Origin of the sequence: Limnobacter sp. CACIAM 66H1 (genome assembly GCF_001601825.1) — a bacterium.
In the GTDB taxonomy this organism is placed as follows: domain Bacteria; phylum Pseudomonadota; class Gammaproteobacteria; order Burkholderiales; family Burkholderiaceae_B; genus Limnobacter.
This window is the reverse complement of record NZ_LUJK01000028.1, coordinates 1-18,643: the sequence shown is the minus strand read 5'-3', so window position 1 is coordinate 18,643 and position 18,643 is coordinate 1. Positions and strand designations below refer to the sequence as shown.

General features: G+C 52.9%; 18 protein-coding genes and 3 tRNA genes. 18 read left to right on the top strand and 3 right to left on the bottom strand.

Annotation, left to right across the window (positions count from 1 at the left end):
• Window positions 1-15 precede the first annotated feature (15 nt).
• Window positions 16-405, top strand: coding sequence for a DUF2784 domain-containing protein (locus A0129_RS09525; RefSeq protein WP_291714492.1), 390 nt, complete (start codon window positions 16-18; stop codon window positions 403-405).
• A 2-nt stretch (window positions 406-407) separates the two neighbouring features.
• Here the strand turns inward: A0129_RS09525 and A0129_RS09520 are convergent, their stop codons facing one another.
• The gene (locus tag A0129_RS09520) at window positions 408-656 is read right to left on the bottom strand and encodes a hypothetical protein (protein WP_291714490.1); all 249 of its coding nucleotides are present in this window, start codon (window positions 654-656) and stop codon (window positions 408-410) included.
• 90 nt (window positions 657-746) lie between these two features.
• On the opposite strand from A0129_RS09520, the gene A0129_RS09515 reads away from it, so the two are divergent.
• The 6 genes from A0129_RS09515 to A0129_RS09490 all read left to right on the top strand — a co-directional run bounded on the left by A0129_RS09515 (window position 747) and on the right by A0129_RS09490 (window position 8,348).
• Window positions 747-1,694, top strand: a complete 948-nt coding sequence (locus A0129_RS09515; protein WP_291714488.1) for a LysR family transcriptional regulator — start codon at window positions 747-749, stop codon at window positions 1,692-1,694.
• 78 nt (window positions 1,695-1,772) lie between these two features.
• Window positions 1,773-2,642 carry a bile acid:sodium symporter family protein gene (locus A0129_RS09510; protein WP_291714486.1) on the top strand — a complete coding sequence of 290 codons (870 nt, stop codon included), beginning with the start codon at window positions 1,773-1,775 and terminating at the stop codon, window positions 2,640-2,642.
• A 162-nt stretch (window positions 2,643-2,804) separates the two neighbouring features.
• Window positions 2,805-3,980 (top strand): glutamine-hydrolyzing carbamoyl-phosphate synthase small subunit, encoded by a 1,176-nt coding sequence (carA, locus tag A0129_RS09505; protein ID WP_291714484.1) that lies wholly within the window; start codon window positions 2,805-2,807, stop codon window positions 3,978-3,980.
• Window positions 3,981-4,039: 59 nt separating this feature from the next.
• Window positions 4,040-7,270 (top strand): carbamoyl-phosphate synthase large subunit, encoded by a 3,231-nt coding sequence (gene carB, locus A0129_RS09500; RefSeq protein ID WP_291714481.1) that lies wholly within the window; start codon window positions 4,040-4,042, stop codon window positions 7,268-7,270.
• 81 nt (window positions 7,271-7,351) lie between these two features.
• Window positions 7,352-7,828 carry a transcription elongation factor GreA gene (greA, locus tag A0129_RS09495; RefSeq protein WP_291714479.1) on the top strand — a complete coding sequence of 159 codons (477 nt, stop codon included), beginning with the start codon at window positions 7,352-7,354 and terminating at the stop codon, window positions 7,826-7,828.
• Window positions 7,829-7,856: 28 nt separating this feature from the next.
• Complete coding sequence (locus A0129_RS09490; RefSeq protein WP_291714477.1) at window positions 7,857-8,348, top strand: DUF4149 domain-containing protein; 492 nt, start codon at window positions 7,857-7,859, stop codon at window positions 8,346-8,348.
• A gap of 1 nt (window position 8,349) precedes the next feature.
• On the opposite strand, the gene yhbY is transcribed toward A0129_RS09490, so the two are convergent.
• Window positions 8,350-8,721 carry a ribosome assembly RNA-binding protein YhbY gene (gene yhbY / locus A0129_RS09485; protein WP_341709823.1) on the bottom strand — a complete coding sequence of 124 codons (372 nt, stop codon included), beginning with the start codon at window positions 8,719-8,721 and terminating at the stop codon, window positions 8,350-8,352.
• 28 nt (window positions 8,722-8,749) lie between these two features.
• Here yhbY and A0129_RS09480 point away from each other — a divergent pair, with 28 nt between their 5' ends.
• The 5 genes from A0129_RS09480 (at window position 8,750) to glmM (ending at window position 15,333) form a co-directional block, all read left to right on the top strand.
• A complete protein-coding gene (locus A0129_RS09480; protein ID WP_291714476.1) occupies window positions 8,750-9,385 on the top strand; it encodes an RlmE family RNA methyltransferase in 636 nt (211 codons plus the stop codon).
• A gap of 150 nt (window positions 9,386-9,535) precedes the next feature.
• Window positions 9,536-11,458 carry an ATP-dependent zinc metalloprotease FtsH gene (gene ftsH, locus A0129_RS09475; protein ID WP_291714474.1) on the top strand — a complete coding sequence of 641 codons (1,923 nt, stop codon included), beginning with the start codon at window positions 9,536-9,538 and terminating at the stop codon, window positions 11,456-11,458.
• Window positions 11,459-12,136: 678 nt separating this feature from the next.
• On the top strand, window positions 12,137-12,973 hold the full coding sequence (gene folP / locus A0129_RS09470) for a dihydropteroate synthase (protein ID WP_291714472.1): 837 nt from the start codon (window positions 12,137-12,139) through the stop codon (window positions 12,971-12,973).
• Window positions 12,974-12,987: 14 nt separating this feature from the next.
• Window positions 12,988-13,962, top strand: a complete 975-nt coding sequence (locus A0129_RS09465; RefSeq protein ID WP_291714470.1) for a GlcNAc-transferase family protein — start codon at window positions 12,988-12,990, stop codon at window positions 13,960-13,962.
• Between the two features lie 27 nt (window positions 13,963-13,989).
• Window positions 13,990-15,333, top strand: coding sequence for a phosphoglucosamine mutase (gene glmM / locus A0129_RS09460; protein ID WP_291714468.1), 1,344 nt, complete (start codon window positions 13,990-13,992; stop codon window positions 15,331-15,333).
• Window positions 15,334-15,342: 9 nt separating this feature from the next.
• Here the strand turns inward: glmM and A0129_RS09455 are convergent, their stop codons facing one another.
• Window positions 15,343-16,215: an FkbM family methyltransferase gene (locus A0129_RS09455; protein ID WP_291714466.1), complete on the bottom strand. Its 873-nt coding sequence runs from the start codon at window positions 16,213-16,215 to the stop codon at window positions 15,343-15,345.
• Window positions 16,216-16,245: 30 nt separating this feature from the next.
• Between A0129_RS09455 and A0129_RS09450 the strand changes: the two genes are divergently transcribed.
• From A0129_RS09450 to A0129_RS09425, 6 genes are all read left to right on the top strand, one after another.
• Window positions 16,246-17,205, top strand: coding sequence for a hypothetical protein (locus A0129_RS09450; RefSeq protein ID WP_291714464.1), 960 nt, complete (start codon window positions 16,246-16,248; stop codon window positions 17,203-17,205).
• Window positions 17,206-17,232: 27 nt separating this feature from the next.
• A tRNA-Pro gene (locus tag A0129_RS09445) sits at window positions 17,233-17,309 on the top strand.
• Between the two features lie 77 nt (window positions 17,310-17,386).
• Window positions 17,387-17,463, top strand: a tRNA-Arg gene (locus A0129_RS09440).
• A gap of 24 nt (window positions 17,464-17,487) precedes the next feature.
• Window positions 17,488-17,563: transfer RNA gene (locus tag A0129_RS09435), tRNA-His, on the top strand.
• Window positions 17,564-17,670: 107 nt separating this feature from the next.
• The gene (locus A0129_RS09430; RefSeq protein WP_291714462.1) at window positions 17,671-17,841 is read left to right on the top strand and encodes a hypothetical protein; all 171 of its coding nucleotides are present in this window, start codon (window positions 17,671-17,673) and stop codon (window positions 17,839-17,841) included.
• 112 nt (window positions 17,842-17,953) lie between these two features.
• Window positions 17,954-18,643 (top strand): hypothetical protein (locus A0129_RS09425; RefSeq protein ID WP_291714460.1); only part of this gene is annotated, 690 nt, incomplete at its 3' end.

The window sequence follows — 18,643 nt, the reverse complement described above, 5'->3', positions numbered from 1 at the left end:
GTTTATGCTGCCAGCATGAACTATTCACATGTTGCCGACTTCGTACTCTTGATCCACTTTGCGATTGTGCTGTTTGTGGTGGGAGGTTTGCTGCTGATTGTGTTTGGCAACCTGTTACGTTGGCCTTGGGTAAACCACTGGTGGTTCAGGGTCTTGCACCTTCTCGCAATCTCAGTGGTTGTTTTTGAAAGCTGGCTGGGCATTGAATGCCCGCTCACCACGCTTGAAAACTGGTTGCGCCTTCAGGCGGGGCAGGGTGTTTATCAAGGCAGCTTCATTCAACACTGGGTTCATGGGGTCATGTTCTATGAGGCGCCGGGCTGGGTGTTTGCCTTGGCCTACACCCTGTTTGCCCTCGTTGTTGTGGCAGCTTGGTGGCGCTGGCCGCCACAACAGTTCAAGTAGCATTACCAACCTCCAATGCCGGCACCTGCAGCGTCAAATCCGCCAACGGCGCCATCGGAAAACCAGCCTGAGAAGTCTAGCCATTCAGTGGTTTCGGTCACCAGCACGGTGGGTAACTCGGTCGCTTGAGCCAGGCCAATGCCAGCCAAAATAATGAGCAAAATTAATGTTGTCCTGAGTGCCTTGTTTGCGGTTTCAAACAGGTTCCAGTTCAGGTCCAGGCCAGTGAGGTTTTCGGGCCATTCATTCATGATTCACACTCCTTTTGAGATGGTGTGAAGTCATGGTATTGATGTACATTGTGCAAATAAACTACCGGTATCGAATTACACCATTGCACCATGAGCAATAATTTTAATGAACTTCAAGCGGCCGAAACCTTCCTGATGGTCGTCAACACCGGCAGCTTTGCGGCTGCGGCCAAGTTGAAGGGAGAAAACCCGTCCAGTATCAGCCGGGCCATTTCCCAGTTGGAGGCACACTTGAATATTCGTCTTTTGAACCGCACCACGCGGCAGGTCAAAATTACTGAGGCGGGCGAAATTTATAAAATTCACGCCCAGCGCATGCTGGAAAGCCAGCAAGAGGCCCGCGATGCGATTACGCAGCTGCAAAGCGGGCAACCCCACGGAACCGTTCGTATCAGCCTTCCGGTGATCGTGGGTGAAAAAATACTGGCACCCCGATTGCCCGAATTTCACGCTAAATATCCCGATGTGCAATTGCAGGTCGATTTGTCCAATCGAAACGCCATGATCGTGGAGGAAGGCTTTGACATTGCTTTGCGAGTGGGCGTGCTGCAAGACTCCACCTTGCGGGCCCGCAAGGTGGCGACCATCTGGCGAAAGTTGTATGCCGCGCCTGCGTATCTGGAAAAGCATGGTGTACCGCAAACGCCGGCTGACCTGGTTCACCATCAGTGCATTGCATTTTCTCAACGGGGAGATCAAAAGGAATGGGAATTCTGGCCGAAAAATGGTGCGCAACCCAGCCAAAAGCACCGGGTCATGTCATGGCTCACCTGTTCCAGCCCCATGATGGTGGTGCGAGCCATTCAGGCGGGTTTGGGTTTGGGTCGAAGTGCAGACTGGATGCTGCATGGGGCGTTGGCACGCGGCGAACTTGTCGAAATTCTTTCAGATTGGTATTGCGACAATCCGGCCACCGGTGGTTTGCCCATGTATCTGGTGTTTCCACCGGGCCTAAGCAGCCAGTTGTCATTGAAAACCAGGGTGGTTGCCGACTTTCTGGAGCAAATAGTTCGTACAGAATTCAAAAAGGCAGATTAAACGTCAATTTGCTGACAGCGAAACTTTCTGGCTTGGGCTACATTAGCTGAACAACAAAAAATACCCTACGGAGACACAATGCTCGGCAACACCTACATCACGATCGGTTTACCGGTTTCCCTATTTATCATCATGATCGGTATGGGTTTAAGCCTGACCGTGGAAGATTTTCGACGTATCAAAGAGCAGCCCAAAGGCGTCATCGTGGGAACGGTGCTGCAACTGGTTGGTGTGCCCATGCTGGGCTTTGCCATTGGTGGTCTTTTTGGCGGTGGGGTAATGGCGGCAGGCCTGGTGTTGTCTGCGGTCATGCCTGGCGGTACTACCTCTAACGTGCTGACTTACATGGCCAAGGCCAACCTTGCATTGTCGATCACGCTGACTGTGATTGCCAGCCTGCTCACTGTGCTCACCATACCCTTTTACATGTCGTACGCACTTCCCATGTTTGTGGGGGCCAATACCGAGTTGCAACTGCCTTTTCTGCAAACCCTCATTACCATGATGGTGATCGTGATCATTCCGGTGTGTATTGGCATGTTCATTCGCGCCAAGAAGCCGGAGTTGTCCAAGAAGTTCGAGCCTGCCATCAACAAGTTCGCAGTGTTTGTGCTGGTTGCCATCATTGTGTTGATCGGTGTGAGCGAATCCGAGAACATGCCTGCCTGGTTTGCGCAGGCCTGGATGCCGGTGGTTGCCCTGAACTTGGCCGCAATTGCTTTGGGTTTGCTGGGTGGCAAACTCAGCGGTTTGAACGCTCAGGACAGTTTGACTGTGTCGATTGAGATGTGTGTCAAAAACTCAACTTTGGGTTTAACCATTGCTCTGTCTTTGTTGGGCAATGCCGAAATTGCTGTTCCGGTTGTTGTTTATGGTTTGTTGATGTATGTCACAGTTGCTTTGCTGTGCTGGTATGGTCGTCGTATCTCAAGCCAATCAAGCGCGTAAATTTCTTAAAGTGCGCCAAAGTTCACCCAAGGCCACACTTCGGTGTGGCCGAACCCGGCCGTTACGGGTATAATTCTCGGCTAGCTGAATGATTCTTAGGCAAAAAGCCTGCGCGGGTGTTATTTGTCCCCGGGTGTTTTGTCGCATCTATTGGAGTTTCCCTTGTCGAAATTAGTCGCAAGCGCCCACCCGCGCGCCTTGCTCGCGCTCGCAGACGGCACAGTATTCGAGGGCATTTCTTTTGGCGCCCCTACCACGCAAGTGGGTGAAGTGGTGTTCAATACATCGCTCACGGGTTATCAAGAAATCGCCACCGACCCATCCTACTGCCGCCAAATTGTCACCCTCACTTATCCTCACATCGGCAACGTCGGTACCAACCCTCAGGACGAAGAATCCGCCGGGTTGCATCTGTCTGGCCTGGTCATTAAAGACCTGCCTGAACTGGTGTCCAACTTCCGTTCAACAATGCCTTTGGCGGATTACCTGAAAAAGCACGGCGTGCCAGGCATTGCCGGTATCGACACCCGAAAGTTGACGCGTATTCTTCGTGAGAAGGGCGCCCAGAATGGCTGCCTGCTGACTGAAGGCAGTGGCGAAACCTTTAGCGCCGAGCGCGCCATCGAACTGGCCAAAGGCTTTCCAGGCTTGGCTGGCATGGACTTGGCCAAGGTGGTCTCCTGCAAGGAAGCACATGAGTGGGTTGAAGGCGAATGGGCTTTGGGTGTTGCGTCCGAAGAACCACATTTTCAGACTGGCGAGCGCCCTCACCACGTGGTGGCATTCGACTATGGTGCCAAGCGCAACATTTTGCGCATGCTGGCTCAGCGTGGTTGTCGAGTCACAGTGGTGCCCGCACAAACTCCGGTGGAGAAAGTGTTGGCCTTGAACCCCGATGGCGTGTTCTTGAGCAACGGCCCTGGTGATCCCGAGCCCTGCGACTATGCAATTTCTGCCATCAAGCATATTTTGGACAACACCAAACTGCCCGTCTTTGGCATTTGCTTGGGTCACCAGCTGATGGCCTTGGCCAGTGGTGCCAAAACCATGAAGATGAAGTTCGGTCACCACGGGGCTAACCACCCTGTGCAAGACTTGAAAACCAAGCGTGTGGCCATTACCAGCCAAAACCATGGCTTTGCGGTGGACGCCGATTCATTGCCCGCCAATTTGCGTGTAACCCACGTGTCGTTGTTCGATGGGTCCATTCAGGGTCTAGAGCGCACCGACCGTGCAGCCTTCTGCTTCCAGGGACACCCTGAAGCCAGTCCAGGTCCGCACGATTTGGCAGAACTGTTCGACCGTTTTATTTCAGACATCAAGGCAGCCAAAGCCTAATCCGCTTTTGTGCAAACCTGTCTGAACCGTATTGAAATTTTTAAAATTAAAGGGAAGTTATGCCAAAGCGTAACGATCTAAAAACAATCCTGATCATCGGCGCTGGCCCCATTGTGATTGGTCAGGCCTGCGAATTTGACTACTCAGGTGCCCAAGCCTGTAAAGCACTTCGCGAGGAAGGCTACAAAGTGGTGCTGGTCAACAGCAACCCTGCCACCATCATGACCGACCCGGAAATGGCTGATGTGACCTACATCGAACCCATCACCTGGCAGGTTGTTGAACGAATCATCGAGAAAGAGCGTCCTGATGCCGTGCTGCCCACCATGGGTGGTCAAACTGCGCTGAACTGTGCGCTTGATTTGGCCAAGCATGGCGTGCTGGCCAAGTACAATGTCGAATTGATTGGCGCGAAAGAAGAAGCGATTGAGAAAGCTGAAGACCGCTTGAAGTTCAAGAACGCCATGACCAGCATCGGGTTGGATTCTGCGAAGAGCGGTGTAGCGCACTCCATGGAAGAAGCACTGGAAGTGCAGGCGAAAATTGCCAAAGAAGTAGGCAGCAACGGCTTCCCGGTCATTATTCGCCCCAGCTTTACCCTGGGTGGAACCGGTGGCGGAATTGCCTACAACGCCGAAGAGTTCGAAACCATTTGCCGCCGCGGTCTGGAGGCGTCCCCCACGAATGAATTGCTGATTGAAGAAAGCCTGATCGGCTGGAAAGAATACGAAATGGAAGTGGTGCGTGACAGCGCCGACAACTGCATTATCGTGTGTTCAATCGAAAACCTCGACCCCATGGGCGTGCATACCGGCGACAGCATTACCGTGGCGCCTGCACAAACCCTGACCGACCGCGAATACCAGTTGATGCGCAATGCTTCCATTGCCATTCTGCGCGAAATTGGCGTGGATACCGGTGGTTCTAACGTTCAGTTCTCGATCAACCCGGCCAATGGCCGCATGATCGTGATCGAAATGAATCCGCGTGTGTCACGTTCGTCTGCCCTTGCGTCCAAGGCAACCGGCTTCCCGATTGCCAAGGTGGCGGCCAAGCTGTCTGTGGGTTACACCCTCGATGAATTGAAAAACGACATCACTGGTGGCTTGACCCCTGCGTCGTTCGAGCCTTCCATCGACTACGTGGTCACCAAGATTCCGCGGTTTGCATTCGAAAAATTCCCCACCGCCGACGATCGCCTGACCACACAGATGAAGAGTGTGGGTGAGGTGATGGCCATGGGCCGCACCTTCCAGGAAAGCTTCCAGAAAGCCCTGCGCGGTCTCGAAGTTGGCGTGGATGGTTTGAACCAGAAAACAACCGATCGTGAAGTGATCGAACGCGAATTGGGCGAGCCTGGCCCAGAGCGAATTTTTTATGTAGGTGATGCCTTTGCCCAAGGCTTTAGCCTGGAAGAAGTACATCAGTTGACCAAAATTGATCGTTGGTTCCTGGTTCAAATTCAAGACATCGTTGACACAGAACTTGAGCTGGAAACCAAAACGCTGGCGGATCTTTCCGAGCCTGTGCTGCGTTTGCTCAAGCGCAAGGGCTTCTCCGATCGTCGCCTGGCGTATTTGCTGGATGTGTCGGAAGCTGAAATCCGCAAGCTGCGTCACCAGCACAATGTACGTCCCGTGTACAAGCGCGTAGACACTTGTGCAGCCGAATTCAAGACAGGCACCGCTTACATGTATTCCACCTATGAGGAGGAATGTGAGGCTGCGCCCACTGACAAGAAAAAGATCATGGTGCTGGGCGGTGGTCCGAACCGAATCGGTCAGGGTATTGAGTTTGATTACTGCTGCGTGCATGCCGCCATGGCACTGCGCGAAGATGGCTTTGAAACCATCATGGTCAACTGCAACCCTGAAACCGTGTCTACCGATTACGACACCTCCGATCGCCTGTACTTTGAGCCATTGACACTTGAAGACGTGCTTGAAATTGTTGCCATTGAAAAGCCGGTTGGTGTGATTGTTCAGTACGGTGGTCAAACCCCGCTGAAACTGGCGAAATCACTGGAAGCCAACGGTGTGCCCATCATCGGCACCAGCCCTGAAAGCATTGACATCGCTGAAGACCGGGAGCGTTTCCAAAAGCTGCTGACCAAGCTGAACCTGCGTCAGCCGCCGAACCGCACTGCGCGCACTGAAGCCGAAGCGATAGCCCATGCCCAGGAAATTGGTTATCCATTGGTGGTGCGCCCAAGCTACGTGCTGGGTGGTCGCGCCATGGAAATTGTGCATGAGCAGAAAGACCTCGAGCGCTACATGCGCGAAGCCGTGAAGGTGAGCAACGACAGCCCTGTGCTGCTGGACCGCTTCCTGAACGACGCGATTGAAGTGGACGTAGATGCCCTGTGTGATGGTCAAACCGTGATGATCGGTGGTGTGATGGAGCACATTGAACAAGCGGGTGTGCACAGTGGCGACTCTGCTTGCTGCTTGCCCCCGTATAGCCTGTCGGCCGACATGGTCAATGAATTGAAACGTCAGTCCGAACTCATGGCCAAAGCCCTGAATGTGATTGGTTTGATGAACGTTCAGTTCGCGATTCAAAACGACACCGTGTATGTGCTGGAAGTGAATCCCCGCGCATCTCGCACAGTGCCGTATGTATCCAAGGCCACAGGCAAGCAGTTGGCCAAGATTGCTGCACGCTGCATGGCTGGTCAAACCTTCGCGGCTCAAGGCGTGACTGAAATCCCTGTACCGAAATATTTCTCGGTCAAGGAAGCCGTGTTTCCCTTTGTGAAATTCCCCGGGGTTGACACTATTTTGGGCCCAGAAATGAAGTCCACGGGCGAAGTCATGGGCGTTGGCCGCACTTTCGGTGAGGCGTTTGTGAAGTCGCAGCTGGCTGCATCAGTCAAGTTGCCTGAGGGGGGCACTGCCTTCATCAGCGTGAAAACCGAAGACAAGAAGCACACTGTGAAGCTGGCCAAAGGTCTGGTTGATCTGGGTTTCAAGATCATCGCAACACGCGGTACGGCTGCAGCCATCGCAGAAGGCGGTATTGAATGCACCGTGGTGAACAAGGTGCTTGAAGGTCGCCCGAACATTGTCGATATGCTGAAAAACGGTGAAGTGCAGTTGGTGGTAAATACGGTTGAGGAGCGCCGAAGCGCGATTAACGACAGCCGATACATTCGAACCACTTCATTGAGTTCTCGTGTTACGATCTTTACAACCATGGCAGGTGCACTGGCTTCAGTCGAGGGGATGAAACACCTCGGCGCAATGGACGTTTACAGCGTTCAAAGCCTGCATGCGGAACTCTCTGCTTAATCTGCCTGTCTGAACCTTTAAGCCGTCTCATAGCAATGTTTGCTATCAGGCGGCTTTCCATTTGCAGGAACAACTGAATTTATGGCCACTATCCCATTGACCGTTAAGGGTGCTGAAAAGCTGAAACAGGAATTGCATCGCTTGAAAACCATTGATCGCCCCGCAGTGATCAATGCCATTTCTGAGGCGCGTGCACAGGGCGATTTGTCCGAGAATGCGGAATATGACGCCGCAAAAGAAAAGCAGGGTTTTATCGAAGGGCGGATCAAGGAAATTGAAGGCAAACTGAGCAACGCCCAGATTATTGACCCCACGAATGTGGATGCGGAAGGCCGTGTGGTGTTTGGGGCCACGGTGAAACTGGAAGACATTGAAGCCGGTGCCAGTGTGGAATATCAAATCGTGGGTGATGACGAGGCTGATATCAAAGCTGGTCTGATTTCGATTTCCAGCCCGATTGCACGTGCCCTGATTGGCAAGTACGAAGGTGATGTAGCTCATGTTCAAGCGCCAGGCGGTTTGCGTGAATACGAGGTACTGGAAGTAAAATACATCTGATGGTTTTTGTAAAAGGGGTGCAATCACAATGACTTGGCGCGGTTTTCGGAGTGCGGAACTGGCGTTCTGGGCGATTTGGCTCGGGGCTTTGTGGTTCATGGCTATTCTGGTTGCACCGGGCTTGTTCAAATGGTTGCCGCGCCCCGAAGCGGGTTTGGTGGCTGGCCGTTTGTTTTACATGCTGGCCTTGTATTCTCTGGTCAGTAGCGCTGCGCTGTTGGTGCTGTCGAATTTGGCCGGAGAATTGCGGGCTGGGCTGCGTATCAACATACTGATGGCAGTAATTTTGGCGGTCAGCGTGGTTGAGTTGGCGTGGCTTCAGCCCTACATGAATACCCTGCGCGCAGCCATGGCTGGTTTGCAAGGCGACGAGCTGGCCGCAATGCGGAGCCAGTTCGGTAACATGCATGCCATTTCAAGCGTGTTGTATTCCGTCAAAATGATTGGGGCGCTGGTGTGGGGCCTGAGCCGGTTTGGTGTCACAAAAGACAGTAAGCCGGCCTTGGCCTCAAAGGCTTGATTTAGTCTTTGGATACAAACTGACGTTTGGTTTGGCGTGGACCTTTCGGCTTGGGGCGACTTTTGGCTTTTGCCTTTTCTGAATCCTCCGCTTTGGGGCGGAACAGTACCAGCAATTTGCCAATATGTTGAACCAGTGCAGCACCAGTTTCATCGCAAATGGTTTGTGCATACTCAAGTCGGGCTTCCCGGTCGTCACCAGCCACGCGGACCTTGATCAGGCCGTGCGCGTTCAGGTTCATGTCGATTTCTTTGACTACATTGGGTGTTAAGCCCTTGTCGCCAATCAGAACCACCGGATCCAACGCATGGGCCTGTGCTTTAAGTGCCTTTTTCTCGGCGGGTGTCAGGGTTACAGCAGTGGTGTCCGTCATATTAATTTTTCACTCGGTTGGGTAATCGGTGGCTAAAAAGAAGAAACTCAATAAAAACTGGTTGCATGACCACATCAACGACCCTTACGTGAAAATGGCCACGAATGCGGGTTATCGAGCCCGTGCAGCCTTCAAATTGAAGGAAATCGCAGAGCCGGAAGGGTTGTTGAAGCCAGGCATCAAAGTCGTCGATCTGGGCAGTGCGCCAGGAAGTTGGTCGCAGGTGCTTCGGGAAGCCTTGGTCGGGCCCGGCGGTGTCATCAATGGCCGTATTATCGCACTGGATCTGCTTCCAATGGAACCAATTGCGGGTGTTGAGTTCATTCAGGGGGATTTTCGCGACGAAGCGGTGCTTGAAGACCTGAATCAGCGCTTGGGCGGAGAGAAACTGGACTTGGTGGTGTCTGACATGGCGCCTAACCTGTCCGGCGTTGCTGCGGCTGACTCAGCCCGAATTGAACATGTGTGCGAGCTGGCCATTGATTTTGCGGTGAACCATCTAAAGCCCAACGGGGCATTGATTGTGAAGATTTTTCACGGGTCGTCTTACAGCAACATCGTGCACCAGATGAAGCAGGTATTTAAAAGCGTATCGCCGCGCAAACCCAAGGCTTCTCGCGATCGTTCTCGTGAAACCTTTTTGCTTTGCAAGGGTCTTAAATAGGTATTTTGCAGCATCATGATCCAGGTGATTGCGATTGTTAATCCACACCATGAAATAGTGTGATGGCGTATTTCATTCGCTTGGGTTTAAAATGGACATCCTGTCCCCATTTCCCTAGGGTGGTGGCAGAGTCCTCGAGGAGAAGTGGCATTGAATAATTCGTTTTCCAAAGCAGCAGTCTGGTTGGTTGTGGCGCTGGTGCTCTTTACTGTGTTCAAACAGTTTGAAGGGCAGCAAACGCGCTCCAACGAAATGACCTATTCCGAGTTCATGCAGGATGCGCAGAATGGACGCATCAAGAGCGTGATCGTCGAGGGCCGCACTGTGCGCGCTCTCACCACTGATGACCGTGAGCGGGTGGTGTATTCGCCTGGCGATATCTGGATGGTGGGTGATCTGCTGAAATACGGCGTGCAAGTACGTGCCAAGCCTGAAGAAGAGCCATCCTTGCTGATGAGCCTGTTCGTGAGCTGGTTCCCCATGATTCTCCTGATCGGCGTGTGGATTTTCTTCATGCGTCAAATGCAGGGTGGAGGCAAAGGTGGTGCGTTCAGTTTCGGTAAAAGCCGTGCCAAGTTGCTGGATGAGAACACAAACCCAGTGACCTTTGCGGACGTGGCTGGCTGTGACGAGGCCAAGGAAGACGTACAGGAAATGGTTGATTTCCTGAAAGATCCTTCCAAGTTCCAAAAGCTGGGTGGCCGTATTCCCCGTGGTGTATTGATGGTAGGGTCGCCAGGCACTGGTAAAACCCTGCTGGCCAAAGCCATTGCTGGCGAAGCCAAGGTTCCGTTCTTTGCAATCTCTGGCTCCGACTTCGTCGAAATGTTTGTCGGTGTGGGTGCAGCGCGTGTTCGTGACATGTTTGAACAGGCCAAGAAGCAGGCGCCTTGCATTATTTTTATCGACGAAATTGATGCGGTGGGTCGTCAGCGTGGCGCTGGTTTGGGCGGCGGAAATGACGAGCGCGAGCAAACCCTGAACCAGATGCTGGTGGAAATGGATGGTTTTTCGACAGACCAGGCCATCATTGTGATTGCGGCGACTAACCGTCCCGATGTACTCGATCCGGCCTTGTTGCGTCCTGGTCGTTTCGACCGACAGGTGGTGGTCAGCCTGCCTGACATTCGTGGCCGTGAACAGATTCTGAAAGTGCACATGCGCAAAATCCCTATGTCGCCAGACGTGGACGCATCTGTACTGGCCCGTGGTTGCCCCGGTTTCTCGGGCGCAGATTTGGCCAACCTGGTGAACGAAGCTGCTTTGTTTGCCGCACGTCGAAATGGCCGTGTGGTTGAAATGAACGACTTTGAAAAAGCCAAAGACAAGATCATCATGGGTGCTGAGCGCCGTAGCATGGTGATGCCCGAAGAGGAACGCCGCAACACGGCTTACCACGAATCGGGCCACGCTGTGGTCGCCAAATTGATGACCAAAACCGACCCGGTGCACAAGGTGACGATTATTCCTCGTGGTCGTGCTTTGGGCGTGACCATGCAGTTGCCGGAAGGTGACCGTTACAGCATGGACAAGGAACGCATGTTGTGTACCATTGCCGTGCTGTTTGGTGGCCGCATTGCTGAAGAAATTTTCATGAACCAGATGACCACTGGTGCATCGAATGACTTTGAACGTGCAACAGCCATTGCCCGTGACATGGTGACCCGTTACGGCATGACCGAGGCTCTTGGCCCCATGGTGTATGCCGAGAACGAAGGCGAGGTGTTCCTCGGCCGCTCAGTGACCAAGACCACGCACATGAGCGAGCAGACCATGCAGATGGTGGATGCGGAAATCCGCAAGATCATCGATTCGCAGTACAAGGTGGCTTGGGATATTCTGGATCAGAACCGTGACAAGGTTCACACCATGGCCAAGGCCTTGCTGGAATGGGAAACCATTGATGCGGACCAAATCAACGACATCATGGAAGGAAAAGATCCACGCCCACCTTCAACGGGTGGTAGCACACCTCCCACGGGTGGCAGCCCTAGTTCCAGTGGTGGCGGTGGCGAGAAGGTTGCTCCTTCGCCTCAGCCTGCACCTGCTGCGATGAGTGTGAAAGCAGAGTAAACCCTGCTGGATTTGTTATAACCTGAAAGCCGTTGGTTTCGCGACCAACGGCTTTTTTGTTGCTTGCTTCGGAGTTGGGTTATGGCGAGGCTTGGGTGCTACGTCACCAAGCCTTAAGCAAGTCTTTTGATTGTGGCGCGGCGTTGGTGTGGTCGAGACTTGGGTACTGTGCCACCTTGCCTAAGCAATGCTTCTGATCCGGCTTGATGCTTCTGGCTTGGGGCATGCGAAACGCTTAAGCGTCTTCGCATCGGTTCCTAGCGGAACCGCCCCGCGCTACGAAGCCGCCGGGAAGCCTTGCAAAGCCGGCAAGGCGGCACAGCGCCCGCGCTAGTAGGGCCAGTAAGCCAGTACGCTAACTCCGTTGCCAGTGCGCTCAGGGGCGATATCCTCGCAGCGCCGATCAAGAAAACCTGCCCTTGGTGTTGAATTAACCGTCCGTTCGGCAAAGCCGAAAGCGCAGCCCGCCCGCTGTTTAGCGGGTGCGCTTGGGGCGGTTAATCAATAACAAGGGGGTATTCAGGTTTTCTGGCGAGAGAGGGTATGCACCTGAGCAAGCTTGGACAAACGGGTGCGCACCTGAGCGGGCTAGGCTAACGGATAAGCTGTGAGCACAGCAGGCGAACTAAGCTGCTGCTATGCCGTAAAATACCAGCACAGCAACTCACAAGGCAGCACATGGTTCGCACTTGGAAAGCAGGTCGTTTCGAGCTTACCTACACGCACGGCAAGCCTTTGATTATGGGTATCGTGAATGTCACGCCTGATTCATTTTCGGACGGAGGCAAGCACAACTCAACCCGGCTTGCCATTGAGCATGCCCGCAAGCTGGTGGAGCAGGGGGCACACATTCTGGACATTGGTGGGGAGTCTACCCGGCCAGGTGCTCAGGGTGTTGATGCTGATGAGGAATGGGCACGCGTCGCAGACGTTCTGAAAGAGTTGATGAACTGGAATGTGCCTTTGTCGATCGACACCATGAAAACCGACGTGATGGCGTGTGCGGTGCATTTGGGTGTGGACATTCTTAATGACGTGAATGGTTTTAGGGATGCAGGCGCTGAAGCTGTGCTTGCACAATCGAATGCAGGTGCGGTAGTGATGCACATGCAAGGTGAGCCGCGCACCATGCAAAATTCGCCCCAGTACAACCATGTGGTCAACGATGTTGAGGCATTTCTGAACCAACGCATGCTGGCGCTTGGGCAGTTGGGTGTGCAGGCAAACCGGATTCTGGTGGACCCTGGCTTTGGTTTTGGCAAAACACTGCAGCACAATATTGATTTGCTGAGGGCAACGCCCTTGTTTTCTACTTTGGGGGCTGGGGTGTTGGTCGGTGTGTCGCGCAAGCGAATGATTGCGGAGCTGACTGGACAAACCGATCCGGCTTTGCGCACGGCCGGCTCGGTGGCTGCGGCAACCTACGCGGCGCAACACGGGGCAGCCGTGCTGCGCGTGCACGATGTGCGTGAAACTGTGGAGGCCTTGAAAGTGGCCTTCGCTTTGAGTCAATGATGCAGGCGGATAGAGTGCCCAAACTGCCCACGATTTTCGTCAGTGTGGCTGCGTATTGCGAACCGCACCTTTATTTGACCATTCATCAATTGTTTGCCAAGGCGGCCCATCCGCAGCGAATTCATGTCGGTTTGGTCGACCAATCCGAGCACTTAAACCCTGAGTGGTTGACGCAGTTTCCTGTGCGCAAAAATATCAATTATGTGGGCTTGTCACCCGTGGATTCCCGCGGGGTTAGTTGGGCGCGTGCCATCGCGTTTTCGCTGTATAACGACCAGGATTATTTGCTGCAAATTGATTCTCACACTTTGTTTGATCAAGGTTGGGATGAGTTGTTGATTCAACAACTGCTGCGGCTTCAAGCCATTCACCCCAAGCCGTTGGTTAGCACCTACCCGCCAGGTTTCCGATTTGATGCGCAAGGCAGGGCGGTGGCGGATGAGCCTGCAAAATCTGACGAGATATTTTTCATTGAACGCGACCCTGGCAGTCTGTTGACCGCCGAGCGCGCTGTGTTGCAGTTCCGGGTGGTGCGAAAGCGGGCTGAGCAGCCTGACACGACCCACTTGCCGGGTTTTCATGTGGGGGCGTGTTTTTTATTCACCTCCGGCGATTTTACCCAGCAGGTGCCGTACGACCCCTATCTGTATTTTCGGGGAGAAGAGCAAAGCCTTTCCTTGCGCGCGCATGCCAAGGGCTATCAGGTGTTTCACCCTCGGCACAATTTGATTCCGCTGTATCACTTGTACAAAGAGGTGGGCAAAGTGGTTGAGGGGCAGCATTGGCACCCCGACATGGAGGCCAAGCGCCACACAGCTTTTGGTTGGTTGCAACAACGGTCCAACGAGCGTACCCATGCCTTGTTCACGCCAGGCGCTGATTTGGGGGTGTATGGGATAGACAACCCGGCGCACCTTGAAAGCTTTTGTAAATTAAGCGAGATTGATTACCTTGGGCGCACTACAGTTCCCGTAAAATCAAACCAATAAACACTATTTACCTATTGCAGATATTTCATGAGCAGACAATATTTCGGTACTGATGGCATTCGCGGCACAGTGGGGCAAAACCCCATGGTTCCTGACTTCGTGTTGCGTTTGGGGCAAGCTGCGGGCACGGTGCTGGCCAAACATGAAGGTGATGGAAGACGTCCGCGGGTACTGATAGGCAAAGACACCCGCGTGAGTGGCTATTTGCTGGAAAGCTGTCTGGAGGCGGGCTTTACGTCGGTGGGTGTGGATGTGGTGATGGTAGGGCCTATGCCCACCGCAGGTGTGGCCTATTTGGCACGTGCTTTGAACATGTCGGCAGGCGTGGTGATTAGTGCCTCTCACAACCCTTATCAGGACAATGGCATCAAGTTTTTCTCAGGCGAGGGCACCAAATTGCCCGATGCCTGGGAGATGGAAATTGAAGCGCAACTGGCATTGAATGCGCCTTGTAAATCATCTGAAGAGTTGGGTAAGGCCAAACGCCTGAATGACGCGGCAGGCCGCTATATTGAATTTTGTAAGGGCACTTTTCCCCGAGACAAACACCTGCGCGGGCTAAAAATTGTGGTGGATTGTGCCAATGGCGCTGCCTACCAAATTGCCCCTGCGGTTTTCCGCGAACTGGGTGCTGATGTGGTGGTGTTGGCTGATCAGCCCGATGGTTTGAACATCAACCGCGGTGTGGGTGCCACTTACCCTGATTTTGTCGCCAGGGCTGTGTTTGAACACAAGGCTGATTATGGTTTCGCATTGGATGGCGATGCGGACCGGTTGATATGCGTGGACGGCAGTGGTCGAATTTACAACGGTGACGAGTTGTTGTTTGCACTGGTTGCCGAGCGCTTGCACATGCAGGGCAGGGTGGATGGTGTGGTAGGCACCTTGATGAGTAACCTGGGGCTTGAGCTGGCCTTGAAGCAACTGAATGTAGGCTTTGAGCGCGCCAAGGTGGGGGACCGCTATGTGTTTGAAAAACTGCAGGCCAACGGCTGGCAGTTGGGTGGCGAAAGTTCAGGCCACTTGCTGGTTCTTGACCGACATTCCACGGGTGACGGTATTGTGAGTGCCCTGCAAGTGCTGCGTGCGGTGCGAAATTTGGGTATGCCTTTGGCCGATATTTTAAAGCCAGTGGCCATGCTGCCACAGGTACTTAAAAACGCTCGCTTGCCCGTGGGTTACGACTGGGCCAACGATGTGAAAGTGCAGGGCGTGTGCGAGGCTGTGAAGGCGGAGTTGGGCAGCAATGGTCGGTTGTTGATTCGCCCTTCCGGCACCGAACCAGTGTTGCGCGTCATGGTGGAGACAGCAGACAAATCCACGGCCAATCGATTGGTCGATTCTATTCTTGCGGCCTTGCCCAAGGCCTGAGTGCCGCAGCTATGGTGAGGTTTCGGGAAGTCTCATCCAGCTTTGCACCTTCAGGTCTTTGACAGAGTGGTGCAAGTAGCGCCCTTGCCTAACCTCGTACCGACCATATTGAAAGGTGACGCCAGCTGCTTGCTGTTGGTGTGCGTATTCAAGTGCTGAATCCAGATTATTCTCGTGGGGTAAGTTGAGCGGGGAGTAGTTTTTCGGGTAACCCTCCAGGTAGTATCCTTTCGCGGTTTGGATAGTGGTGCGCTCGCCCTTCAAGCGGTTGAGGTTCAACCTGAGATGTGTATCGCTGGCGCCGCCACCGGTTTCGCAAGACACAATGTCGTAACCCATCAAAATCAGCTTTGCGATCAGTCGATGAATGGTTTCGCTGTCTGATAATTTGTTGGATTCAAAAACAATTTGATGGGGCCATTGTTGAGGTGTGGCGTCGTCGAAAAAGTCGTTCAATATCACCGCGTCATGCCCCTCAGTGTCTACTTTCAGCATAAATACTCCCTGCACGTCGTGTTGGTGCAGTACTGTTTGGAGTCGGTGACAAGGTACTGGCTGACGAACCAGGACCAATTCGGGGTCGATGTCCATTTTCTCAAGCTGTTTGGAGACTGTTGGGTGAGGTGCACCAATGGAATTGCAACCCCTGAGCCAATTGGGTAGACGGTGCTTTGCAATCACTTGAGGGGGGATAAAGTAAACCTCCACGGTGCCTTCAAAATTGGAAATGGCCGCATTGATTTTTTTGCAACCTGGGCGATTCGGCAGTCGATCAAGGTAAAGTGATATTGGGTCAATGGACAGACCGTGCGTATCGGGGCCTGCCGCCTGAATCAGGGTGTTGAAGTCGGAAGTGCCAATTTCAATGAAGTCCAGGAACATAATGTTTTTAGTCAGGTTTTGATAAAAATCATGCAAATCAAAGGTGAAGGTCGATATTTGCTGAGCCGGTTTTTCAGTGTAATGAAGCTGGAATGGCTTACATACTTGTTTGTATTGACTGTTGTTTTAATCCTTGCAAACGATGCATGGGCCAAGCCTCACCCAAAAGCACTATACACACACACGGCGTCGGAAGGTGTATTCAGGGTTTTTTACACCACCGAAGGCAAACATGCCGTTCCTGCAGAGGATCAGAATGGTAATGGGGTTCCCGATCGAGTGGACGACATTCTGATTCAGCTCAAAGCGGCAGATTGGTTTTATCAAACCCAGCTTGAGTTGATTGCGCCTCTGAAACATCCAAGATATAGCCAGAGCGATGGAATCGAAGTGCATATTCAACACTTCGACCAGGGCACAGGCCTTGCCTTTGATGAACCTACCAAACCCAATTGGTATGAAGGCCAGTCCTCCACGGCGCTCACACTAAAAATAAAGATTGGTTCGCAGGTCGATCCGCGCTTCAGCACCACCCCAGCGCACGAGCTATTTCACCTGTATCAGTATGGCTACTCACCTTTCAAGACAAAATGGTTTACTGAAGGCATGGCAAGGTGGTTGGAAAAGCCGTTTTCTCGCCAGACTCAGTTTGCAGTACCTCCATCACCATCGTCTTGTGAACAATTAACTGGCATGGCTTACAACGCCAACGGCTTTTTTGATCAACTTGCACAGCGACAAAGCAAGGCTCACCATCGCGAGGCATTTTCGGAGGATCATCGCCAGTTTGTTTACACAGATGGTAGCCCCGTGATCCGTTACGGGTCACCTTTTGAGTTTCGTATGGTTAAAACATGGTTGGAGCGAGCAGGCGAGCTGGGGGTGCAGGAATCGCGCAGACTTGGTGTTCCAGAGGGCAAATGGCCCGAGCCGCTTCAACGCAGCGGCCAATTTGATGTGCTACTGTGTAAAGCCTTGACGAAACCCTGAAATCAACATAAAATTCCGCTTCTTTGTCGGGGCATAGCGCAGTCTGGTAGCGCATCTGGTTTGGGACCAGAGGGTCGAGGGTTCGAATCCTTCTGCCCCGACCACCGAATTTAAAGGATGTTCTATCCTTGTCCAGTGGGTGCTTTCTACCCATTCGCGTGTGCGAGTTACAATGCAAATTCTGCCCGTAGCTCAGTTGGATAGAGCATCGGCCTTCTAAGCCGAGGGTCGGGGGTTCGAACCCCTCCGGGCAGGCCAAGAATTTAGTACCGGTTTACGGTGGCGGTGTTAGCTCAGTTGGTAGAGCAATGGATTGTGATTCCATGGGTCGTGGGTTCGAGCCCCATACATCGCCCCAAATAAAACAAGGACTTAGCGTGAGTGATCCGCTAGGTCCTTTTTCATTTATGATTTTGTTTCGTGTAGTTTGCAGTACAGGCAGTCATCATGACGAAGCGAAATTCGATGAAACAGGTCGTAAGCCCGGAACAATTGTCAAACCTGGATGAGTTGGTCGTTGACAAACGTTACGACAAGCGCGCAAAAGCCAAAAAAGCTCGACGCAATCGACATTACGAAAAACAGTTTTTGCGCAACGCAGTCACCTCCGGAATTCTTTCTGAAGACCCGACCTGAGCGATAAGTGACACGGTCAGTGTCAACATCGTGAGTTTGTGTCAGGTAGTCGACATTGGCAAATTCACACCTGTTCTACACTTTCTGAAACACATAGAAAGTGGAGACAGAGATGGGACGAACAGCCTCTTGTTTGGTATGGCTTTGTTTGCTTTTCTCCTTGGTGGGTTGCGTCGGTGGCGATGACAACGCCTCGGTGGCTGGAACACGAGTTCAACCCGGGCAAACTGACTCGAGGCTCGATCAATTCAACATTGCCAATCAATGCTTTTCAGTTGCTACCGCCGATGGACGCTTTCTGGAGGTCGGTTCTGGCAGCTATAGCCTCGGCAATGCACCTTCGCCCTTTTTTTTCAAGCCCAGTCGCTTGGGGCAATACTTGTTGTTGGATAGCGATGCAGGTTTTCTCGGGCTTTCCAATTCAAACCCTTTTAACCAAGCGCAACTAATCCAGTTTCTCCGAACCGGCACCGATTTTTTGTCTGGTCTTGGTGATCTCGCGGAAGTGATTGAGCCTTTGAAGCCGGTCAGTGATGGCGTGCGTCAGGCTGGAGAGTCTTTGGGTGAGGCCATCGATCAGCAAAGTGCTGTATCAAGCAGCGATTCAACACCCTTTGCACAGGCTGAGCCTGGATTCTTGACGGTGTGGGAAATCATTCCTGCGTCACGACAGAACTCATTTCGGTTTAGGCAACTGGTTACCCAACAATTTCTGGCGATTCAAGGTGAGGGGCTTGCCTTGGTGAGTGGCGAGGCAGATGCTGGCTCGTTTGTGTTACAACCCGCGTCGGGGTGCGCCTTG

Bases quoted from the DNA above. Each gene is read 5' to 3' on its own strand.
- yhbY (WP_341709823.1), bottom strand. From the start codon at position 8,721: ATGACGGACACCACTGCTGTAACCCTGACACCCGCCGAGAAAAAGGCA.
- A0129_RS09430 (WP_291714462.1), top strand. From the start codon at position 17,671: ATGAAACAGGTCGTAAGCCCGGAACAATTGTCAAACCTGGATGAGTTG.
- glmM (WP_291714468.1), top strand. From the start codon at position 13,990: ATGAGCAGACAATATTTCGGTACTGATGGCATTCGCGGCACAGTGGGG.
- A0129_RS09455 (WP_291714466.1), bottom strand. From the start codon at position 16,215: ATGTTCCTGGACTTCATTGAAATTGGCACTTCCGACTTCAACACCCTG.
- A0129_RS09450 (WP_291714464.1), top strand. From the start codon at position 16,246: ATGCAAATCAAAGGTGAAGGTCGATATTTGCTGAGCCGGTTTTTCAGT.
- A0129_RS09520 (WP_291714490.1), bottom strand. From the start codon at position 656: ATGAATGAATGGCCCGAAAACCTCACTGGCCTGGACCTGAACTGGAAC.
- folP (WP_291714472.1), top strand. From the start codon at position 12,137: ATGGTTCGCACTTGGAAAGCAGGTCGTTTCGAGCTTACCTACACGCAC.
- A0129_RS09510 (WP_291714486.1), top strand. From the start codon at position 1,773: ATGCTCGGCAACACCTACATCACGATCGGTTTACCGGTTTCCCTATTT.
- carB (WP_291714481.1), top strand. From the start codon at position 4,040: ATGCCAAAGCGTAACGATCTAAAAACAATCCTGATCATCGGCGCTGGC.
- A0129_RS09515 (WP_291714488.1), top strand. From the start codon at position 747: ATGAGCAATAATTTTAATGAACTTCAAGCGGCCGAAACCTTCCTGATG.
- greA (WP_291714479.1), top strand. From the start codon at position 7,352: ATGGCCACTATCCCATTGACCGTTAAGGGTGCTGAAAAGCTGAAACAG.
- A0129_RS09490 (WP_291714477.1), top strand. From the start codon at position 7,857: ATGACTTGGCGCGGTTTTCGGAGTGCGGAACTGGCGTTCTGGGCGATT.
- A0129_RS09525 (WP_291714492.1), top strand. From the start codon at position 16: ATGAACTATTCACATGTTGCCGACTTCGTACTCTTGATCCACTTTGCG.